We start from the raw sequence: 19,069 nt of genomic DNA on the forward strand, positions 1-19,069 counted from the left end.
TGGCCGGATCCAGATTAAGAAATATGTCCCTTCATAATACGCCGCACGCCGCCCGCGACGCAGACGCCAAGCAGATCGACTATAACGATTCGATCCGCGCCACCTATCTGACGCTGGAGGAGCTGGCCGAATGCGGCGAGGCGCTGGCGCGCGACAAGACCGCGCCGCTGCCCGGTTTCCGGCCCTTCGAATTCCGCGCCCGGCACAAGGAAAACGAGAAGGAAATCTTCCGCGTTTATCAGGCGACGGCCAAGGACGTGGAGTCGGGCGCGCAGATCACACCCGCCGCCGAATGGCTGCTCGACAATTATTACGTCATCGAAGAGGCCATCCAGGAGGTCCGCCGCGACTTCCCGCGCCGTTTCTATCGCCAGCTGCCGACCGTCGAGATCGACGGGCAGGCGGTGCCGCGCACGCTGGTGCTGGCCTGGCTCTACGTCGCCCATACCCAGAGCAACATCTCGCATGAAAGCTTGACGGCCTTCGTGCAGGGTTTCCAGAAGATCGATGCGCTGAAGATCGGTGAACTCTGGGCGCTGCCGTCCTTCATCCGCTTCGTGCTGCTCGAAAACCTGCGCCGCATCTCCAGCCGTGTCGAGCGCTCCCGCAAGATGCGCTTCAAGGCCAATGACGTCGCCGACGAGCTGGTGCGCCTGAACGATCCCGAAAAGAGCATCCAGTATCTGCGCTCGATCGAGAACTTCGTCGAGGACAACACCTTCGTCACGCAGCTGCTCTACCGGCTGCGGGATGGCCTGCAGGCGTCCGGTGTGGTGATCCAGTGGCTGGAGCGCAAGATCGAGAGCCGCGGCAGTGATCTCGAAGAACTGATCGTCTCGGAAAACAACCGCCTGTCCTCCGGCAACGCGACGATGAGCTCGCTCATCAAGAGCCTGCGCACCGTCGACGATACGGAATGGCCCGTCTGGTTCGAGAGTGTCAGCCGCCTCGACGAGGCGCTGCGCCAGGGCTCGGATTATTCCGACCTCGATTTCGGCTCGCGCAACAAATACCGCAACACGATCGAGCGTTTCGCCCGCCGCTCCGGCAAGACGGAGCTTGAAGTCACGGAGATCGCGCTCGCCATGACGGCGGAAGATGCGACCGCCCATGTCGAAGATCTCGACTACAAGGCCAATGTCGCCGCCTTCCTCGTCGGCAAGAAGCGCAAGCAGCTTGAAAAGCGTATCGGCTACCGTCCCTCCATCGTGCAGCGCATCGTGCGCTTCGGCCGCAAGCTCGACTGGTTCGCCATTGCCGGGCCGAACATCCTCTTGACGCTTCTGGCGATGATCGCGGTCTTCTATTTCCTCGATCAGCTCGATATCCCGAACGGCGCCTGGCTGATCATGCTGGTGCTCTTCGCGCTGCCGGCCTCGGAAGGCGCGTCGGGCCTGTTCAACACGCTCGTCACCTTCTTCGTCACGCCCTCGCGGCTCGTCGGCTACGAATTCAAGGACGGCATTCCGGACGATGCGCGCACGCTCGTCGTCGTGCCCTGTCTGATCGCCAAGCGCGACCATGTCGACGAACTCGTGCGCAATCTCGAGGTGCACTACCTCGCCAACCCGCGCGGCGAGATCTATTTCTCGCTGGTCAGCGACTGGACGGACGCCCAAGTCGAGGAAACCCCCGCAGACCTCGAAGTGCTGGAATACGCCAAGCGCGAGATCGCGGCGCTTTCGGCGCGTTATGCCTATGACGGCCGCACGCGCTTCTACCTCCTGCACCGCCGCCGCCTCTACAATCCCTCCGAGGGCGCCTGGATGGGCTGGGAGCGCAAGCGCGGCAAGCTGCACGAACTGAACCTGCTTTTGCGCGGCGACGGCGACACAACCTTCCTGCCAGGCGCCAATGTGGTGCCGCCTGACGTCAAATACGTCATGACGCTCGATTCCGACACGCGCCTGATGCGCGATGCCGTGACGAAGCTCGTCGGCAAGCTGCACCACCCGATCAACCGCCCGGTCATCGATGCCGAAAAAGGCAAGGTCACCGCCGGCTACAGCATTCTCCAGCCGCGCGTCACGCCGTCGCTGACGACCGGCAAGGAAGCCTCGACCTTCCAGCGCATCTTCTCCGCCGACCGCGGCGTCGACCCTTACGTCTTCACCGTCTCGGACGTCTATCAGGACTTCGCCGGAGAAGGCACGTTTACCGGCAAGGGCCTCTACCATGTCGACGCCTTCGAGGCGGCCGTGAAGGGCCGCATCGGCGAAAACGAAGTGCTCAGCCACGATCTGCTTGAAGGCTCGCTGTCGCATTGCGCGCTGGTTACCGACGTCGAACTCATCGAGGACTTCCCGACCCGCTACGGCACGGAAACCTCGCGCCAGCATCGCTGGGCGCGTGGCGACTGGCAGCTCCTGCCCTACCTTTTCAACCCGGCCAACGGCATTTCCATGCTCGGCCGCTGGAAGATGTACGACAACTTGCGCCGCAGCCTCATCCCCATCGGCTGGCTCGTCGCCTCCGTCATGGGCTGGTACTATATGGAACCGCGTCAGGCGTTGATCTGGCAGCTCGTGCTGATCTTCCTGCTCTTCGTCGCGCCGACCCTGTCGCTGATCTCGGGCATCATGCCGCGCCGCGGCGACATCGTCGCGCGCGCCCATGTGCACCGGGTCATCTCCGATATCCGCGCCTCCAATGCGCAGGTCGCGCTGCGCATCGCCTTCATCGCCCATTCGGCGGCGCTGATGGCGGACGCCATCGTGCGCTCGATCTACCGCACCTTCGTCAGCCGCAAGCTGATGCTGGAATGGCGCACGGCCGCGCAGGCCGACAGCGCCGCACGCGGCGGCATTCTCGACCATTACAAGGCGATGTGGCAGGCGCCGGCGCTCGCCGTGCTTTCCGTGGCGCTTGCTACGATCTCGGATACGGGCCTGCCCTTCATCGGCGTGCCCTTCGCGCTCGTCTGGGCGCTCTCTCCGGCCATTGCCTGGTATGTCAGCCAGACGGCCGAAACCGAAGACCAGCTCGTCGTGTCCGACTATGTCGCGATGGAACTGCGCAAATACGCCCGCCGCACCTGGCGCTATTTCGAGGATTTCGTCACCGCCGAGCAGCATTATCTGCCGCCGGACAATTTCCAGGAAACGCCGCAGCCGGTTCTCGCCGAACGCACGTCACCAACCAATATCGGCGTCTACCTGCTTTCCGCGATTTCCGCGCGCGATTTCGGCTGGATCAGCTTCGAGGAAACGGTCCGCCGCCTCGAGCAGACCATCGCCACCATCGACGGGATGCCGAAATATCGCGGCCATCTCTACAACTGGTACCGCACCAACACGCTGGAAACGCTCGGTCCCCGTTACGTCTCGGCGGTCGACAGCGGCAATCTCGCCGGCCATCTTATCGCCGTCTCCTCCATGTGCCGCGAATGGGCGGAAGCGCCCTCGGCGCATCTGCAGGGCAGTCTCGACGGCATCGGCGACGTCGCCTCGATCCTCTCTGAAACGCTGAAGAAGCTGCCGGACGACCGCAAGACCGTGCGCCCGCTGCGTCGCCTCATCGAGGAGCGCATCGTCGGCTTCCAGAACGCGCTCGCTGCCGTCAAGCGCGAGCACGAATTCGCCTCCATCCGCGTCATCAACCTCTCGGTGCTGGCACGCGACGTCAACAAGCTGATCGTCAATCTCGACCACGAGATCAAGTCGGCCGACAGCGGCGAGCTGGCCAAATGGGCGGGCGCGCTGGTCGCGACCTGCGAGGCGCATATTGCCGACAGCGTCTTCGACCTCGGCTCGATCGAGGGCCTGCGCAACCGTCTCATCGTGCTGCGCGACCGCGCCCGCGACATCGCCTTCTCGATGGATTTCGGCTTCCTGTTCCGCCCGGAACGGCGCCTGCTGTCCATCGGCTACCGCGTCGAGACCAACGAACTCGACGAGGCCTGCTACGACCTTCTCGCGTCCGAAGCCCGTCTCACCAGCCTCTTCGCCATCGCCAAGGGCGACCTGCCCACCGAGCACTGGTACAAGCTCGGCCGTCCGGTCGTGCCGGTCGGTTCGCGGGGCGCGCTGGTCTCCTGGTCCGGCTCGATGTTCGAATATCTCATGCCCCCGCTCGTCATGCAGGAGCGCCAGGGCGGCATCCTCAACCAGACCAACAATCTGGTGGTGAAGGAACAGATGAACCACGGCCGCCGTCTCGGCACGCCCTGGGGCATTTCGGAAGCGGCCTTCAACGCCCGCGACCATGAGCTCACCTACCAGTACACCAATTTCGGCGTGCCGACGCTCGGCCTCAAGCGCGGTCTCGGCCAGAACGCCGTCATTGCGCCCTACGCTTCACTGCTCGCCGCGCAATATGCGCCGAAGGAAGCGCTCGAAAACCTCGAGCGCCTGCGCAAGCTCGGCGCGCTCGGTGTCTATGGTTTCCACGACGCCGTCGACTTCACGCCGACCCGCGTGCCGGAAGGCAAGACCTGCGCCGTTGTGAAGAACTACATGGCGCACCATCACGGCATGTCGATTGCCGCTGTCGCCAACGTCGTCTTCAACGGCGCGCTGCGCGAACGCTTCCATGCCGACCCGGTCATCGAGGCCGCTGAACTGCTGCTGCAGGAAAAGGCGCCGCGCGACATCCCCATCATCAACGCCAAGCGCGAGCCGGAAACCGTCGGCAGCACGCAGGCCGACCTGCTGCGCCCGGAAATCCGCATCATCGAGAACCCCTTCGCGAAGGAGCGGGAAACCGTCTTCTTGTCGAACGGCCACTATTCGGTGATGCTGACGGCGAACGGCTCGGGTTATTCGCGATGGAACAGCCAGTCCGTCACGCGCTGGAAGCCCGATCCGACGGAAGACCGCTGGGGTTCGTTCCTCTTCCTGCGCGATACCGTCTCCGGCGAGTGGTGGTCCGCCACGGCGGAACCCAAGCGCATCGAGGGCGAGAAGACCAAGACGCAGTTCGGCGACGACAAGGCGGAATTCGTGAAAACCATCGGCTCGCTGACCAGCGAGGTCGAGGTCATCGTCGCCACCGAGCACGATGCCGAGGGGCGTCGTCTGACGCTGCTCAACACCGGCACGGAAGACCGCTTCATCGAAGTGACCTCCTATATGGAGCCCGTCATCTCGACCGACGACGCCGACAGCGCCCATCCGCTGTTCTCGAAAATGTTCGTCCGCACCGAGATCGGCAAGCGCGGCGACGTCATCCGGGCCGAGCGCAACAAGCGCAATCCGAACGAGCCGGACATGGCGATCGCCCATCTGATCGTCGACAATGCCGGCCCGTCGCGCCGCACCGAGGTCGAGACCGACCGCCGCCGCTTCATCGGCCGTGGCCGCACACTCGCCACCGCCGCCGCCTTCGATCCGGGCGCGCAGCTGTCCGGTACGGATGGTTTTACGCTCGATCCGGTTCTGGCGCTACGCCGCGTGGTGCGCGTGCCCGCCGGCAAGAAGGTCAAGGTCATCTTCTGGACGATTGCGGCCCCGAGCCGCGCCGAGGTGGATGCGGCCATCGACCTCTATCGTCATCCGGAGAGCTTCAATCAGGAAATGATCCATGCCTGGACGCGCTCGCAGGTGCATATGCGCCATATCGGCGTGACCTCGCAGGAGGCGGCGAGCTTCCAGACGCTCGGCCGCTACCTCACCTATCCCGACATGCACCTGCGTGCCGATGCCGGCACGATCCAGACGGGGCTGACGGCCCAGTCGGCGCTGTGGCCGCTGGCGATTTCCGGCGATTTCCCGATCTTCGTCCTGCGCATCAACGACGAGATCGATCTCGACGTTGCCCGCGAGGCGCTGCGCGCGCAGGAGTATCTGCGCCACCGCGGCGTGACGGCCGATCTGGTCATCCTCAACGAGCGCGCCTCCTCCTATGCGCAGGATATGCAGCACACGCTCGACCAGATGTGCGAGAATCTTCGCCTGCGCGGCCAGTCCGACGGCATGCGCCAGCACATCTTCGCGGTTCGCCGCGACCTGATGGAGGTCTCCACCTGGCAGGCGCTGCTGGCCACCGCCCGCGCCGTCTTCCATGCGCGCAACGGCACGCTGTCCGACCAGATCAACCGCATGGCGATGCTCTTCTCCACGCCGCGTGGTGAAGACGATGTGAAGGCCGAGATCGTTGTTCCAAAGCTGCCGGCCCCTGCTGCCGCGGAGCCGGTGACGATCGATGGCGAGGGTCTGACCTTCTGGAACGGTTTCGGCGGCTTCAACGCCGATCGCCGCGAATATGCCGTGCGCCTGCGCGGTGGCACGGCCACACCCCAGCCGTGGATCAACGTCATCGCCAACAAGGAGTTCGGCTTCCACGTTTCGGCTGAGGGTGCTGGCTTCACCTGGAGCCGCAATTCGCGCGATTTCCAGCTGACGCCCTGGACCAACGACCCGGTCGTTAACCGTCCGGGCGAGGCCTTCTATGTCAGGGATCGCGACCGCGGTACCGTCATGACGCCCTTTGCGGCGCTGTCGCAGCGCCCGTCGGTGAAGTTCGAGACCTGGCACGGCCTCGGCTATACCGCCTTCCGCAGCTGGGAGGACGGTATCGAGCTCGATCTCGTGCAGACGGTCGATCCTGAGGATCCGGTCAAATATTCGCGCCTCGTCTTGAAGAACACCGGTGACACGGAACGCAATCTCTCGGTCTTTGGCTATGTCGAATGGGTGCTTGGCAACAATCCCGTCAAGACGGCGCCGTTCATCCTGACCAGCCATGACGAAGAGACCAGCGCTCTTTTCGCCACCAATCCCTACAGCTTCGATTTCGCCGGCCGGACCAGCTTCTTTGCCGTCGATGCGCCGCTTGCGGGCTTCACGGCCAAGCGCCGGGATTTCATCGGCAAGGGCGATATCGCGTCGCCGGCGGCCCTTGCGACGGGCCTTGCCCTTTCGGGTGCGGCCGATGGCATGGGGGATCCCTGCGCAGCACTGTCCGTCGATATCGTGCTGAAGCCCGGTGAGAAGCGCGAGCTCATCTTCGTGCTCGGCGATACCGCGGATGCGGACAGCGCTAAGGTGCTGGCCGAGAAGAGCCGTGCGGCCGATTTCGACGCCGTCATGGTGGCGGTGCGGGCCTTCTGGGAAGACTTCACCGGTTCCTTGCAGGTCAAGACGCCCGATGCCGCGCTCGACCGCATGGTCAATGACTGGCTGCCCTATCAGGCGCTCGGCTGCCGCATCATGGCGCGCTCTGCCTTCTATCAGGCAAGCGGCGCCTATGGCTTCCGCGACCAGTTGCAGGATACGCTCGCCTTCGTGCTGCACCGGCCGGAACTTGCCCGCCGGCAGATCCTTAACGCCGCCTCGCGCCAGTTTATCGAGGGCGATGTGCAGCATTGGTGGCTGCCGGACAGCGGCGCCGGTGTGCGCACCATGATCTCCGACGATGTGGTCTGGCTTGCCAATGCCGTGGAGTATTACTGCCGCGCCTCGGGCGACCGCGCGGTGCTTGACGAAAAGCTTGCCTTCATCGAGGGCCAGCCGCTTGCCGAGGGACAGCACGATTCCTTCTACAAGCCGGGCCGTTCTTCCGAAGAGGCCTCGCTCTACGAACATTGCGCCCGCGCGCTCGATCTTGCCATCAAGCGCACCGGCGAAAACGGTCTGCCGCTCATCCTCGGCGGGGACTGGAACGACGGCATGAACCGGGTCGGCGAAGCCGGCCGGGGCACCAGCGTCTGGCTCGGCTGGTTCCTCGCCGGCACGCTGCGCGGCTTCAGCGCCATCGCCCGTGAGCGCGGTGACAATGGTCGCGCCGAAGCCTGGGAAGGCCATCTCGGCCGCCTCAAGCAGGCGCTGGAAACGGCGGGCTGGGACGGCGGTTACTATCGCCGTGGCTATTTCGACGACGGCACGCCGCTCGGCTCTTCCGAGAGCGCCGAATGCCGGATCGATTCCATCGCGCAGAGCTGGAGCGTGCTTTCCGGCGAGGGCGATGCCGAGCGCTCGCGGCAGGCGATGGATGCCGTCCTGGAAAATCTCGTCGACCGGGAAAACGGCATCATCCGCCTGTTCACCCCGCCGCTTGCCGAGACGCCGCAGGATCCCGGTTACATCAAGGCCTATCCGCCGGGTGTTCGCGAAAACGGCGGGCAATATACCCATGCCGCGACCTGGGTCGTGCTGGCCTTGGCGCGCCAAGGCCGGGCCGACGACGCCTTTGCGTGCCTCGACCTGCTCAACCCGGTCAAGCATTCGCTCGATCCTGAAGCGGCCGAACGTTACCGCGTCGAGCCCTATGTGGTCGCCGCCGACGTCTATGGCGAAGGCGAGCGTACCGGGCAGGGCGGCTGGAGCTGGTACACCGGCTCGGCGGGCCTGCTCTACCGCGCGGCCGTCGAGGGTATCCTCGGCATCCGCAAGGAAGGCGGTCGTCTCTTCGTCAATCCGGTCCTGCCTTCGGCGTGGAACGGCTATGGCGCGACGCTCAACCTCGATGGCAAGAAGGTCACGATTCGCGTGGATCGCGGCGACGATGGTGGATGGCAGGCAAATGTGAACGGCACTGTCATCAAATCTTCAAACGAGGGTTATTTGCTCTGATCCACACATGTGGATCAGACTGACATGACAGACAAAGCTGGACTGACGGGCGCCGTGCCGCGGCAACGCGACACGCGCCTCGATGTCTTCAGGGCCATCGCCCTCCTGACGATTTTCGTCAATCACGTTCCGGGCCAGTATCTGGAACACCTCACGCACAAGAATTTCGGCTTTTCCGATTCGGCTGAGGCCTTCGTGCTGATCTCCGGCATGTCGGTGGGCCTTGCCTATGGCGCGCGCTTTGCCGTCGGTGAGCGGCTGGCGGTGACGCTGCGCATCCTGCGCCGGGCGCTGACGCTCTATATCGCGCATATCATGACGAGCATCCTGACCTTCGCCATTTTCGCGGGCGGCGCCCTGTGGTTCGAGCGACCGGACCTGATCTCGGAAATCAACCTGCGCGCCGTCGTCGACCGCACGGAGCAAGGCGTCGTCAGCATGGTGCTGCTCGGCCACCAGTTCGGCTACAACAACATCCTCTCGATGTATGCCGTACTGTTCCTGATGCTGCCGGGCTTCCTCTGGCTCTACCGGCAGAGCGCGCTGCTGTTGCTCGCCGTCTCGGGCACGCTTTGGCTCTGTGCCGGCATCTGGCAGATCGCGCCGTCGAACTTCCTCGACGACGGCAAGTGGTTCCTCAATCCGCTGTCCTGGCAGTTCCTCTTCGTCATCGGTTTCGTCGGCGTGCTCAGGGCGAAACGAGTGGGCATTCCCCGCAGCAGCCTGCTGACGGTGCTGTCCGCCGCCTATCTCTTTGTCTCGATGCTCTGGGTCGTGTTCTCCTGGTGGAACATCGATTTCTCCTACGGCCTGCCGGCCGTGCTGACCGGCTTCGACAAGACCTTTCTCTCCACCACCCGCCTCCTGCATGTGCTTGCCGGCGCCTATCTGGTGGCGACGATCCCGGTTCTGTCGAACTGGGCGGCATTGCCGCTTTCCCATCCGCTGGTGGCCGTAGGCCGGCATTCGCTCGCCGTCTTCATCTTCGGCACGATCCTCGCGATGGTCGGGCAGGTGATGATGTTCGTCACGGGCAAGAACCCCATCCTCGGCACGCTCTATGCGCTGGCCGGCATCGCGCTGCATTTCGTCTATGCGCGTTATCTCGATTGGCAGGCCGCCGTGATTGCCAGCACCAATGCAAAACGGCAGGGCGTGCGAGGCCCTGCCGGTTAGAAGGGGCGGTTAAGCCCGAAGTGCTGGCCGGAGGTTCAGGCGGCCGTGTGGCTCTTGCGCACATCGTCGTCCGTCAGGATGCCGCTGGCGCGCAGCAGGGCGGCGAAACGGCCATTGCTGTGGCTGAGGTCGTTGAACGTGCCCATCTCGGCGATCTGACCGTGATCCATGAAGACCACCAGATCGGCCTCGCGAACCGTCGAGAGGCGGTGCGCGATGATGAAGGTCGTGCGGTTGCGCCGCAGCTGGTCGATCGCCGCCTTGACGCGCGCTTCCGTCTCCACGTCGAGCGCGCTGGTCGCCTCGTCGAGCACCAGGATCGGCGCGTTCTTGAGGATGGCGCGGGCAATCGCGATGCGCTGGCGCTCGCCGCCCGACAGGCGGTTGCCGCGCTCGCCGACATGGGTGTCGTAGCCGCTCTGGCGCGAGACGATGAAGTCGTTTGCCGCCGCCGCTTCCGCAGCCAGCATGACCTCGTCCTCCGTCGCGCCCTCGCGGCCGAGACGGATATTGTCGGAGATCGAGCGATTGAGCAGGCCGGCATCCTGGAACACCGTGGCGATCGAATGGCGCAGCGACTTGCGCGTCACCGTCGCGATATCGACGCCGTCGATGAGGATTTGGCCGGACTGCGGCTCGTAGACGCGCTGCAACAGGTTGACCAGCGTCGTTTTGCCCGCACCCGTCGGGCCGACGATGGCGACCGTCTGGCCAGCTTCGGCGGTGAACGAGACGTCGCGCACGCCCTGCGTGGCATTGGCGAAGTCGAAGCTGATATTGCGGAACTCGACCCGGCCCTTGACGTCGCCGAGATCGCTCGCACCCGCCGGTTCCTCGCGCTCCTTGACGGCGTCTTCCAGCGAGAAGAAGTCCTCGAGCTTCGAACGCGCCTCGAAGATCTGCGTGACGAAGGCTTTCATCTGGTCGAGGCGGCCGATGAGCAGGCCGGCAAAACCGATGAAGGCGATGACGTCACCCACCTTGATCTCGCCGCGCTGCACCAGAACCGTGCCGATGACGAGGATTGTCATCATCGAAATGGTCGATGCGATGCGGTTCAGCGCGCTGGCGAGCGCCCACCAGTCGAGCACCGGATACTGCGCGTTGATCAGCCGCTCGGCGAAACGCTTCAGTTCGCGCGTCTCAGCCTCGATGCGGTTGTAGCTATGGACGACCGAAACGTTGCTGATGGAATCGGACACGTGCGAGAACACCGTGTGGTAGTGGTTCTCGACAGAGGCTTGGCCCTCGCGGGTGCGGTTCATCACCACCTTGCCGATCAGCACATAGAGCGCGCCGAGCACGACGAGCACCAGTGACAGACGATAGTCCATCACGAAGGCGGTGGGCACGAGCAGGACGAGCGCCACGGCGGTCGCCAGATGCGTGCGCATGAACTCGAGCCAGAGGCCGAACAGCGTTTCGCAGGCGCGCAGCAACGTGTGCAGGGCATTGGAGGTGCCGCGCTGGCTATGCCAGGCGAGCGGCATGGAAATGATGCGGCCGAAGGCTTCCGTCAGAAGACTGGCGCGGCGGCCATGGGCCAGCCGGTCGGCCTCGCGGGCGACGAGCACGAAGGCGATGGTGTTGAACAGGCCGAAACCTGCCCACATCAGCAACATCGGCGTGACATTGCCTTGGGACGAAATGGCATCGATGATACGGCCGAACAGGATCGGTTCGGCAATGGCGATCACGGCGAGCACGACGTTGGCGGCAACGACCGAGCCAACCCTCAGCTTATAGACGCTCAGATAGCTGAGCGCCCTTGCATAGACCTGAAACAAAGACACGAATGCGGCCTTTCCGGGCAAAACCTTTTGTGCAGTGCGATATACGCACCCTCGATCCCTCCGCTACAGGCATTAAGCAGCGCAAGGGGCGAAAGTTCTTCGCGGCCGCGCAAATTTCATGACGCAAATGAAATGTTGCGTGATGACTTGAGATTTGCGCGTCGCAACGTCCTTATCCGATTGATTTTCATCATTCGATCCTGCCAAGTGTATGCGGGGTAACATGAATGGGACATGACTGGCCGCAACAGGGCCGGTTATTTCCTGGAATTCGGATTGGGGCGCTTCCAGCGCAGGGTATATGAAGATCAACTTGCTGGTGCAGTTCCTTGCACTGATCGACGAGTTGCGCGGTCGTCACGAGACGACGGCCGAATTCGAGCGTCTGCTGACGCTGTACGGTTTCGAATATTACTGGCTGAACCAGGCGCCCAAGCCGGTGGAGACCCTGTCGGGCCTCATTCTTGCGGGACGCTGGCCGCAGGGCTGGCCGGAAACCTATCTTCAGAAGCGCTATATGCAGGTCGATCCGACCGTGCGCTATCTCGGCCATGCGCAGACCGGTTTCCGCTGGCGCGATACGCTGAGCGCCTTCCGCACCAGCCCGCACCGCAAGCGCATGGAGCGCATGATGGTCGACGCGCGGCAGAACGGGCTGGAGGATGGTTACATTTTTCCGGTGCATGGCCGGCGCGGCCTTGTCGGCAGCCTCAGCCTGGGCGGCAAGCCGGTCGAGCTAGAAAGCGTTGAGGTCGGCCTTTTCGACAGCATTGCCCGGCGGCTGTACTGGAAATTGATCCATATCGCCGACCCCGACATGGCGGCGCGCCTTTCGGCCATCGTCGATGTCGAATTGACGCGTCGCGAAATGGAGGCGCTGAGCCTGCTGGCCGAAGGCATGACATCGCCGGACATTGGCAGGGTTCTCGGCATCTCCAGCCATACGGTCGACTGGTACATGAACGGCATCCAGGAGAAGCTCGGCGCGCGCAATCGCCACCATGCCGTCGCCATCGCCTTCCGGCTCGGCCTCGTCTCGTAACGGCGAGCGCTTCGCCTCCGGACATCAACTGTTTGTTTTAAAACAACCTATGGCGGAGAACGGCCCTCGGCGGCTGGCTGGATTGTTTCCGGCGGCGCAAATCTTTTGTTCCATGACGACTACAAAATTGCACTTTGGAAATTAGGCGCTAATAATTCTCTTCGCGGGTGCAGCATTTCCCGTTTTCCAAGTCTTGAGGAGTTCGACTTGCCCATTTCCAAGATCCTTGTCGCCAACCGATCCGAAATCGCCATCCGCGTGTTCCGCGCGGCCAATGAACTCGGTCTGAAAACAGTTGCGATATGGGCGGAAGAGGACAAACTGGCGCTGCACCGGTTCAAGGCGGACGAGAGTTATCAGATCGGCCGCGGCCCGCATCTGGCCCGGGACCTCGGGCCGATCGAGAGCTATCTCTCCATCGAGGAGGTGATCCGCGTTGCCAAGCTTTCCGGGGCGGATGCGATCCATCCCGGTTACGGCCTTCTGTCGGAAAGCCCGGAATTCGTCGATGCCTGTGACGCCGCCGGCATCACCTTCATCGGCCCGCGTCCGGCCACCATGCGCCAGCTCGGCAACAAGGTCGCCGCACGCAATCTGGCGATTTCCGTCGGCGTGCCGGTCGTGCCGGCCACCGAACCGCTGCCCGACGACGAGGCGGAAATCCATCGTCTCGCCGCCGAGATCGGCTATCCCGTCATGCTGAAAGCCTCCTGGGGCGGCGGCGGACGCGGCATGCGCGCCATCCGCGACCCGAAGGACCTGATCCGCGAGGTGACGGAAGCCAAGCGCGAAGCCAAGGCCGCCTTTGGCAAGGACGAGGTCTATCTCGAAAAGCTCGTCGAGCGCGCCCGCCACGTCGAGAGCCAGATTCTTGGCGATACCCACGGCAATGTCGTGCATCTCTTCGAGCGTGACTGCTCCATCCAGCGCCGCAACCAGAAGGTCGTCGAGCGCGCACCGGCCCCCTATCTCTCGGAAGCGCAGCGCCAGGAACTGGCCGCCTATTCGCTGAAGATCGGCCAGGCGACGAACTATATCGGCGCCGGCACGGTCGAGTACCTGATGGATGTCGAAAGCGGCAAGTTCTACTTCATCGAGGTGAACCCGCGCATCCAGGTCGAGCACACCGTCACGGAAGTCGTGACCGGCATCGACATCGTCAAGGCGCAGATCCATATCCTCGACGGCGAGGCAATCGGCACCCCGGAATCGGGCGTTCCCGCACAGGAAAACATCCGCCTCAACGGCCACGCGCTGCAGTGCCGCATCACCACCGAGGATCCGGAACAGAACTTCATCCCGGACTATGGCCGCATCACCGGTTACCGTTCGGCCGCCGGCTTCGGCATCCGTCTCGATGGCGGCACGGCTTACACGGGCGCCTATATCACCCGCTATTACGATCCCCTGCTCGTCAAGGTCACGGCTTCAGGCAGCACGGCGGCGGAGGCGATCACCCGCATGGACCGTGCGCTGCGCGAATTCCGTATCCGCGGCGTGGCGACCAACCTTACCTTCCTCGAGGCGATCATCGGCCACGAGGCGTTCCGCACCAACACCTATACGACGCGCTTTATCGACACGACGCCGGAGCTCTTCCAGCAGGTGAAGCGCCAGGACCGCGCGACGAAGCTGCTCACCTATATCGCCGACGTTACCGTCAACGGTCATCCGGAGGTCAAGGGCCGGCCGAAGCCGCCGTCCGACGTCGCCAAGCCCGTCGTGCCCTATATCAACGGCGATATCCCTGACGGCACCAAGCAGAAGCTCGACGAGCTCGGCCCGAAGAAATTCGCCGAATGGCTGCGCGCGCAGAACCAGGTGCTGCTGACCGACACGACGATGCGCGACGCGCACCAGTCACTGCTGGCGACCCGCATGCGCACGCATGACATCGCCCGCGTCGCCGGCACCTATGCGCGGGCGCTGCCGCAGCTCTTCTCGCTCGAGTGCTGGGGTGGGGCGACCTTCGACGTCTCCATGCGCTTCCTGACGGAAGACCCGTGGGAGCGTCTCGCCCGCATTCGCGAGGATGCGCCCAACCTGCTGCTTCAGATGCTGCTGCGCGGCGCCAACGGCGTCGGCTACAAGAACTATCCCGACAATGTCGTGAAGTATTTTGTCCGCCAGGCGGCCAAGGGCGGCATCGACGTCTTCCGCGTCTTCGACTGCCTGAACTGGGTCGACAACATGCGCGTCTCGATGGACGCGGTGGCGGAAGAGGGCCGCATCTGCGAGGCGACGATCTGCTACACCGGCGATCTCCTGAATGCCGCCCGCCCGAAATACGACCTGAAATACTACACCAACCTTGCCGGCGAGCTGGAAAAGGCCGGCGCGCATATGATCGCGCTGAAGGACATGGCGGGTCTCCTGAAGCCGGCCGCCGCCCGCGTGCTGTTCAAGGCGCTGCGCGAGGCGACCGATCTTCCGATCCATTTCCACACGCATGACACGTCGGGCATTGCCGCGGCGACCGTGCTTGCCGCCGTCGATGCCGGTGTCGATGTCGTGGATGCGGCGATGGATGCGCTCTCTGGCAACACGTCCCAGCCCTGCCTCGGCTCGATCGTCGAGGCGCTGAAGGGCTCCGAGCGCGATCCGGGTCTCGATCCGGAATGGATCCGTCGCATCTCCTTCTACTGGGAGGCAGTACGCTTTCAGTACGCCGCCTTCGAAAGCGACCTCAAGGGGCCGGCCTCGGAAGTCTATCTGCATGAAATGCCGGGCGGCCAGTTCACCAATCTCAAGGAACAGGCCCGCTCGCTCGGTCTGGAGACCAAGTGGCACAAGGTCGCCCAGGCCTATGCCGATGCCAACCACATGTTCGGCGATATCGTCAAGGTGACGCCGTCCTCCAAGGTGGTCGGCGACATGGCGCTGATGATGGTCAGCCAGGACCTTACCGTCGCCGATGTCGAGAACCCGGCGCGCGACATTGCCTTCCCGGATTCGGTCGTCTCCATGCTCAAGGGCGACCTCGGCCAGCCTCCGGGCGGATGGCCGGCAGCCCTGCAGAAGAAGGTGCTGAAGGGCGAAGAGCCCTATACCGCCGTTCCCGGCTCTCTTCTGCCGCCGGCCGATCTTGCTGCCGAACGCAAGGCGATCGAGGACAAGCTGGAGCGCCCGGTCGATGACTTCGAATTCGCCTCCTACCTGATGTATCCGAAAGTCTTCACCGACTATGCGCTGGCAGTCGATACCTACGGCCCCGTCAGCGTCCTGCCGACGCCGGCCTATTTCTACGGGCTTGCGCCGGGCGAGGAGCTTCAGCCTGAACTGGAAAAGGGCGTTTCCCTCGTCATCCTGCATCAGGCGATCAGCGAGCCGGATGCGCAGGGCATGGTCAAGGTGTTCTTCGAGCTGAACGGTCAGCCGCGCCTCATCAAGGTACCGGATCGCAACCGCGCCGCCACCTCCGCCGTGCGACGCAAGGCCGACATCGGCAATGCTGCCCATCTCGGTGCGCCGATGCCGGGCGTTATCTCGACGGTCTCGGTTTCCGCTGGTCAGGCGGTCAAGGCCGGTGACGTGCTGCTCTCCATCGAGGCGATGAAGATGGAAACGGCGCTGCATGCCGAAAAGGACGGCATGATCTCGGAAGTGCTGGTGCGCGCTGGCGACCAGATCGACGCCAAGGACCTGCTGGTCGTCTACGGCGCCTGACCGGCCCACGGACGCGACACGTGAACGAGAGGGATGGGGATTAACCCCATCCCTTTTTTCGTCTTGCTTTCCGGAAAGCGCGGACGCACAACGCGGCGGAATTGTTCAACAAATGTTGGCTTCCATGAGCTTCGTCATTCGCACCGCCGCCCTCGGCGACATCGCCGCCTTTACCGAGATCTATCGTGAATCCGTGCTGAACGGGGTTGCGAGCTACGAGATCGATCCGCCTTCGCTCGATGAGATGGAGGCGCGCTTCACTGCGATCACCGGCAAGGGCTACCCCTATATCGTTGCCGTCGAGCAGACTGGCCTCATCCTCGGCTACGCCTATGTCTCGGCCTTCCGCACACGGCCGGCCTATCGCTGGCTCGTCGAGGATTCGGTCTATCTGGCGCCGGAAGCGCGCGGCAAGGGCGTCGGCAAGGCGCTGCTCGCCGAACTGATCCGCCGCGCGACCGACCTCGGTTTCCGCCAGATGGTGGCCGTCATCGGCGGCGCGCATCCGGCCTCGATCGCCGTGCACAGTGCCGCCGGCTTTGCGCATTCCGGCCGAATGACCGCGACGGGCTTCAAGCACGGGCGCTGGCTGGACACGGTGTTCATGCAGCGCGCACTGGGCGACGGCGCGGAAAACGAGCCGTCGGCGACGGACTATCCCGGCACAATGCCGTAAAAGCTCGCAAGAGCAGCTTCCAAGGTCTGCCCATGCGTCGTCGTGATCGCGCTCGGATGAATGTCGAGCGACGTCGTGCAAGCAAACGTGATCGCCCGCATTCATTGACGTTTATGCCTGGTTATGCGCATTGTAGCGCAATCGTGCATGATTTGGTGATGCGGTGTCGATACAGGATCTTCTTCTCGGCGAGCGGCAGGCGCTTATCCGCACGCGGCTCGACCTTTCGGGTCGGGTGATCGCGGCGGAGCTGGCGCAGGAACTGGGCGTGTCGGAAGACACGATCCGGCGGGATCTGCGCGAGATGGCCTCGGCCGGCCTCTGCCGCCGGGTCTATGGCGGTGCCCTGCGCGTTTCCCAGTCGCAGGTCTCGATGAACGAGCGCATCGCGATCGGCGGCGAGCGCAAGGCGGCGCTGGCACGGACCGCGGCGGCGCTCATTCCATCCGGCTCCAACGTGTTTCTCGATGCCGGCAGCACCAATCTCGCCCTCGCCCGCGCGCTGCCCATCGGCGCCGACCTGACGGTGGTGACCAACGCGCCCGCCATCGCGGCGGCCGTGCTCGAGCGCGATATCCGGACGATCCAGCTCGGCGGCGTGATCGATCCGGCCGTCGGCGGTGCGGTCGGCGCCAAGGCGCTGCGCGATGCGGAGGCCTTCCGCCCCGACATCCTGGTGCTCGGCGTCTGCGGCATCGATGTGGAAGCCGGCGTCACCGCCTATTCCTTCGAGGATGCCGAGTTCAAGCGTTTCCTCGCCTCGCGTAGCAAGTCCGTGCTCATCGCCGTCACCAACGACAAGCTTTCCACCGCGGCTCCTTATTCGGTCGTGCCGCTCGCCCGCGTCACGCGCGCCGTCATCGAGGCCGATGCGGATGACGCGGAAGCCGTAGCGCTTGCGGGCGCCGGCATCGAAACCATCCGGGCCAGCTAGCCCTCCCAAGCAATGGAACTCCCAAGATGACGCCCGAAAATGCCGTTTCCGGCAAATCCTTCGCCAAGACCTATTTCCCCTCGACGCGGCTCGCCGTCTCCGGCCTGTTCTTGCTGAATGGCACCTTCGCCGGCGCCTGGGCGCCGAAGATCCCGGAATTCGCCAGCCGTCTCGATCTCTCCGAATCGGGCCTCGGCCTGATGATCATGTGTTTCGGCATCGGCTCGCTGGTGCTGATGCCGATCGCCGGCATTCTGATTGCGCATTTCGGAACGACGCGCACGGTGAAGGGTGCGACGATCCTTTTTCTCACGACCATGCTGCTGCTCTCGATTGCGCCGACCATTCCTGTCGGTGCCGTCGCGATCTTCTTCTTCGGCGGCCTGATGGGTGCGATGGACGTCTCGATGAACGGCAATGCCGTCGAGGTGGAAAAATCGATGCGCCGGGCGATCATGTCGTCCTGCCATGCCTTCTGGAGCCTCGGCGCCTTCATCGGTGCGTCCACCGGCGGTTTCCTCATCGAGACGATGGGCGTCATGGGGCATGCCCTGCTGCTGACGGGGCTCGGCATCGTCGCGCTCGTCGTCATCTGGCCCTTCGTGCTGCACGATGCGCCGCATCCAAGCGAGGAACGCCAGAAGGTGCGCCTGCCGATGACCCTGTTGCCCTGGCTGATCGGCATCATGGCGCTTTTTTCCATGGTGCCGGAAGGCGCGATCCTTGATTGGGGCGCGCTCTATATGCGCGACGAACTCGGCGCGTCGCTGGCGCTTTCCGGCTTCGCCTTCGGCGCCTTCTCGCTCACCATGGCCGTCATGCGCTTTGCCGGCGACCATGTGCGCGACCGTTTTGGTGCGGTCAAGACACTGCGGTTCTGCACGGTGATGGCGATCATCGGCATGATCATCGCCGGTCAGGCACCCAATGCCTATATCGCGATGGTCGGTTTCGCGCTCTGCGGTGTGGGCATTTCCAATATGGTGCCGATCGCTTTTTCCGCGGCCGGCAACCTGCCGGGCTTCGCGCAGGGCGTGGCGTTGTCGGTCGCGACCGTCATGGGGTATTCCGGCTCGCTCTTCGCGCCTTCGGTCATCGGCTTCATCGCCGAGCACACCGGCTTTGCTATCATCTTCACGCTCCTGCCGGTGCTGTTCATCGTCGTGCTTCTCCTGTCGCGTCACGCGATCCATGCGGATGTGCGCGAGCACGATTGAGACGAACCACGCGCGGCGATCAAATCGTCGCGCGTGCCGGCTCTTGCTGTTGACA

8 protein-coding genes are annotated in these 19,069 nt (G+C 63.9%); 7 read left to right on the forward strand and 1 reads right to left on the reverse strand.

Translation table 11 applies throughout. The features are described 5' to 3' along the window. The first annotated feature begins 23 nt into the window (after positions 1-23). Together AC27VQ_RS15880 and AC27VQ_RS15885 are read left to right on the forward strand one after the other, a co-directional pair. Positions 24-8,510, forward strand: a complete 8,487-nt coding sequence (locus tag AC27VQ_RS15880) for a glycoside hydrolase family 94 protein (RefSeq protein WP_488717013.1) — start codon at positions 24-26, stop codon at positions 8,508-8,510. A 24-nt stretch (positions 8,511-8,534) separates the two neighbouring features. Next, positions 8,535-9,686, forward strand: coding sequence for an OpgC family protein (locus AC27VQ_RS15885; protein ID WP_488717014.1), 1,152 nt, complete (start codon positions 8,535-8,537; stop codon positions 9,684-9,686). 35 nt (positions 9,687-9,721) lie between these two features. On the opposite strand, the gene AC27VQ_RS15890 is transcribed toward AC27VQ_RS15885, so the two are convergent. After that, positions 9,722-11,479, reverse strand: coding sequence for a glucan ABC transporter ATP-binding protein/ permease (locus tag AC27VQ_RS15890; RefSeq protein WP_313527454.1), 1,758 nt, complete (start codon positions 11,477-11,479; stop codon positions 9,722-9,724). A gap of 301 nt (positions 11,480-11,780) precedes the next feature. Here AC27VQ_RS15890 and AC27VQ_RS15895 point away from each other — a divergent pair, with 301 nt between their 5' ends. The 5 genes from AC27VQ_RS15895 (at position 11,781) to AC27VQ_RS15915 (ending at position 19,014) form a co-directional block, all read left to right on the forward strand. After that, entirely contained in the window at positions 11,781-12,521 is a 741-nt protein-coding gene (locus AC27VQ_RS15895) for a helix-turn-helix transcriptional regulator (protein ID WP_488717015.1), read from the forward strand. Positions 12,522-12,728: 207 nt separating this feature from the next. Further along, the gene (pyc, locus tag AC27VQ_RS15900) at positions 12,729-16,187 is read left to right on the forward strand and encodes a pyruvate carboxylase (RefSeq protein ID WP_488717016.1); all 3,459 of its coding nucleotides are present in this window, start codon (positions 12,729-12,731) and stop codon (positions 16,185-16,187) included. A gap of 124 nt (positions 16,188-16,311) precedes the next feature. Further along, positions 16,312-16,863: a GNAT family N-acetyltransferase gene (locus AC27VQ_RS15905; RefSeq protein WP_313527460.1), complete on the forward strand. Its 552-nt coding sequence runs from the start codon at positions 16,312-16,314 to the stop codon at positions 16,861-16,863. Positions 16,864-17,032: 169 nt separating this feature from the next. Continuing rightward, positions 17,033-17,797, forward strand: a complete 765-nt coding sequence (locus AC27VQ_RS15910; RefSeq protein ID WP_488717066.1) for a DeoR/GlpR family DNA-binding transcription regulator — start codon at positions 17,033-17,035, stop codon at positions 17,795-17,797. 26 nt (positions 17,798-17,823) lie between these two features. Further along, positions 17,824-19,014: an MFS transporter gene (locus tag AC27VQ_RS15915; RefSeq protein ID WP_488717017.1), complete on the forward strand. Its 1,191-nt coding sequence runs from the start codon at positions 17,824-17,826 to the stop codon at positions 19,012-19,014. Positions 19,015-19,069: the final 55 nt, after the last annotated feature.

Source organism: Shinella sp. 20P9.1.1 (assembly GCF_057798995.1).

Bases quoted from the DNA above. Each gene is read 5' to 3' on its own strand.
- AC27VQ_RS15880 (WP_488717013.1), top strand. From the start codon at position 24: ATGTCCCTTCATAATACGCCGCACGCCGCCCGCGACGCAGACGCCAAG.
- AC27VQ_RS15885 (WP_488717014.1), top strand. From the start codon at position 8,535: ATGACAGACAAAGCTGGACTGACGGGCGCCGTGCCGCGGCAACGCGAC.
- AC27VQ_RS15895 (WP_488717015.1), top strand. From the start codon at position 11,781: ATGAAGATCAACTTGCTGGTGCAGTTCCTTGCACTGATCGACGAGTTG.
- AC27VQ_RS15905 (WP_313527460.1), top strand. From the start codon at position 16,312: ATGAGCTTCGTCATTCGCACCGCCGCCCTCGGCGACATCGCCGCCTTT.
- AC27VQ_RS15915 (WP_488717017.1), top strand. From the start codon at position 17,824: ATGACGCCCGAAAATGCCGTTTCCGGCAAATCCTTCGCCAAGACCTAT.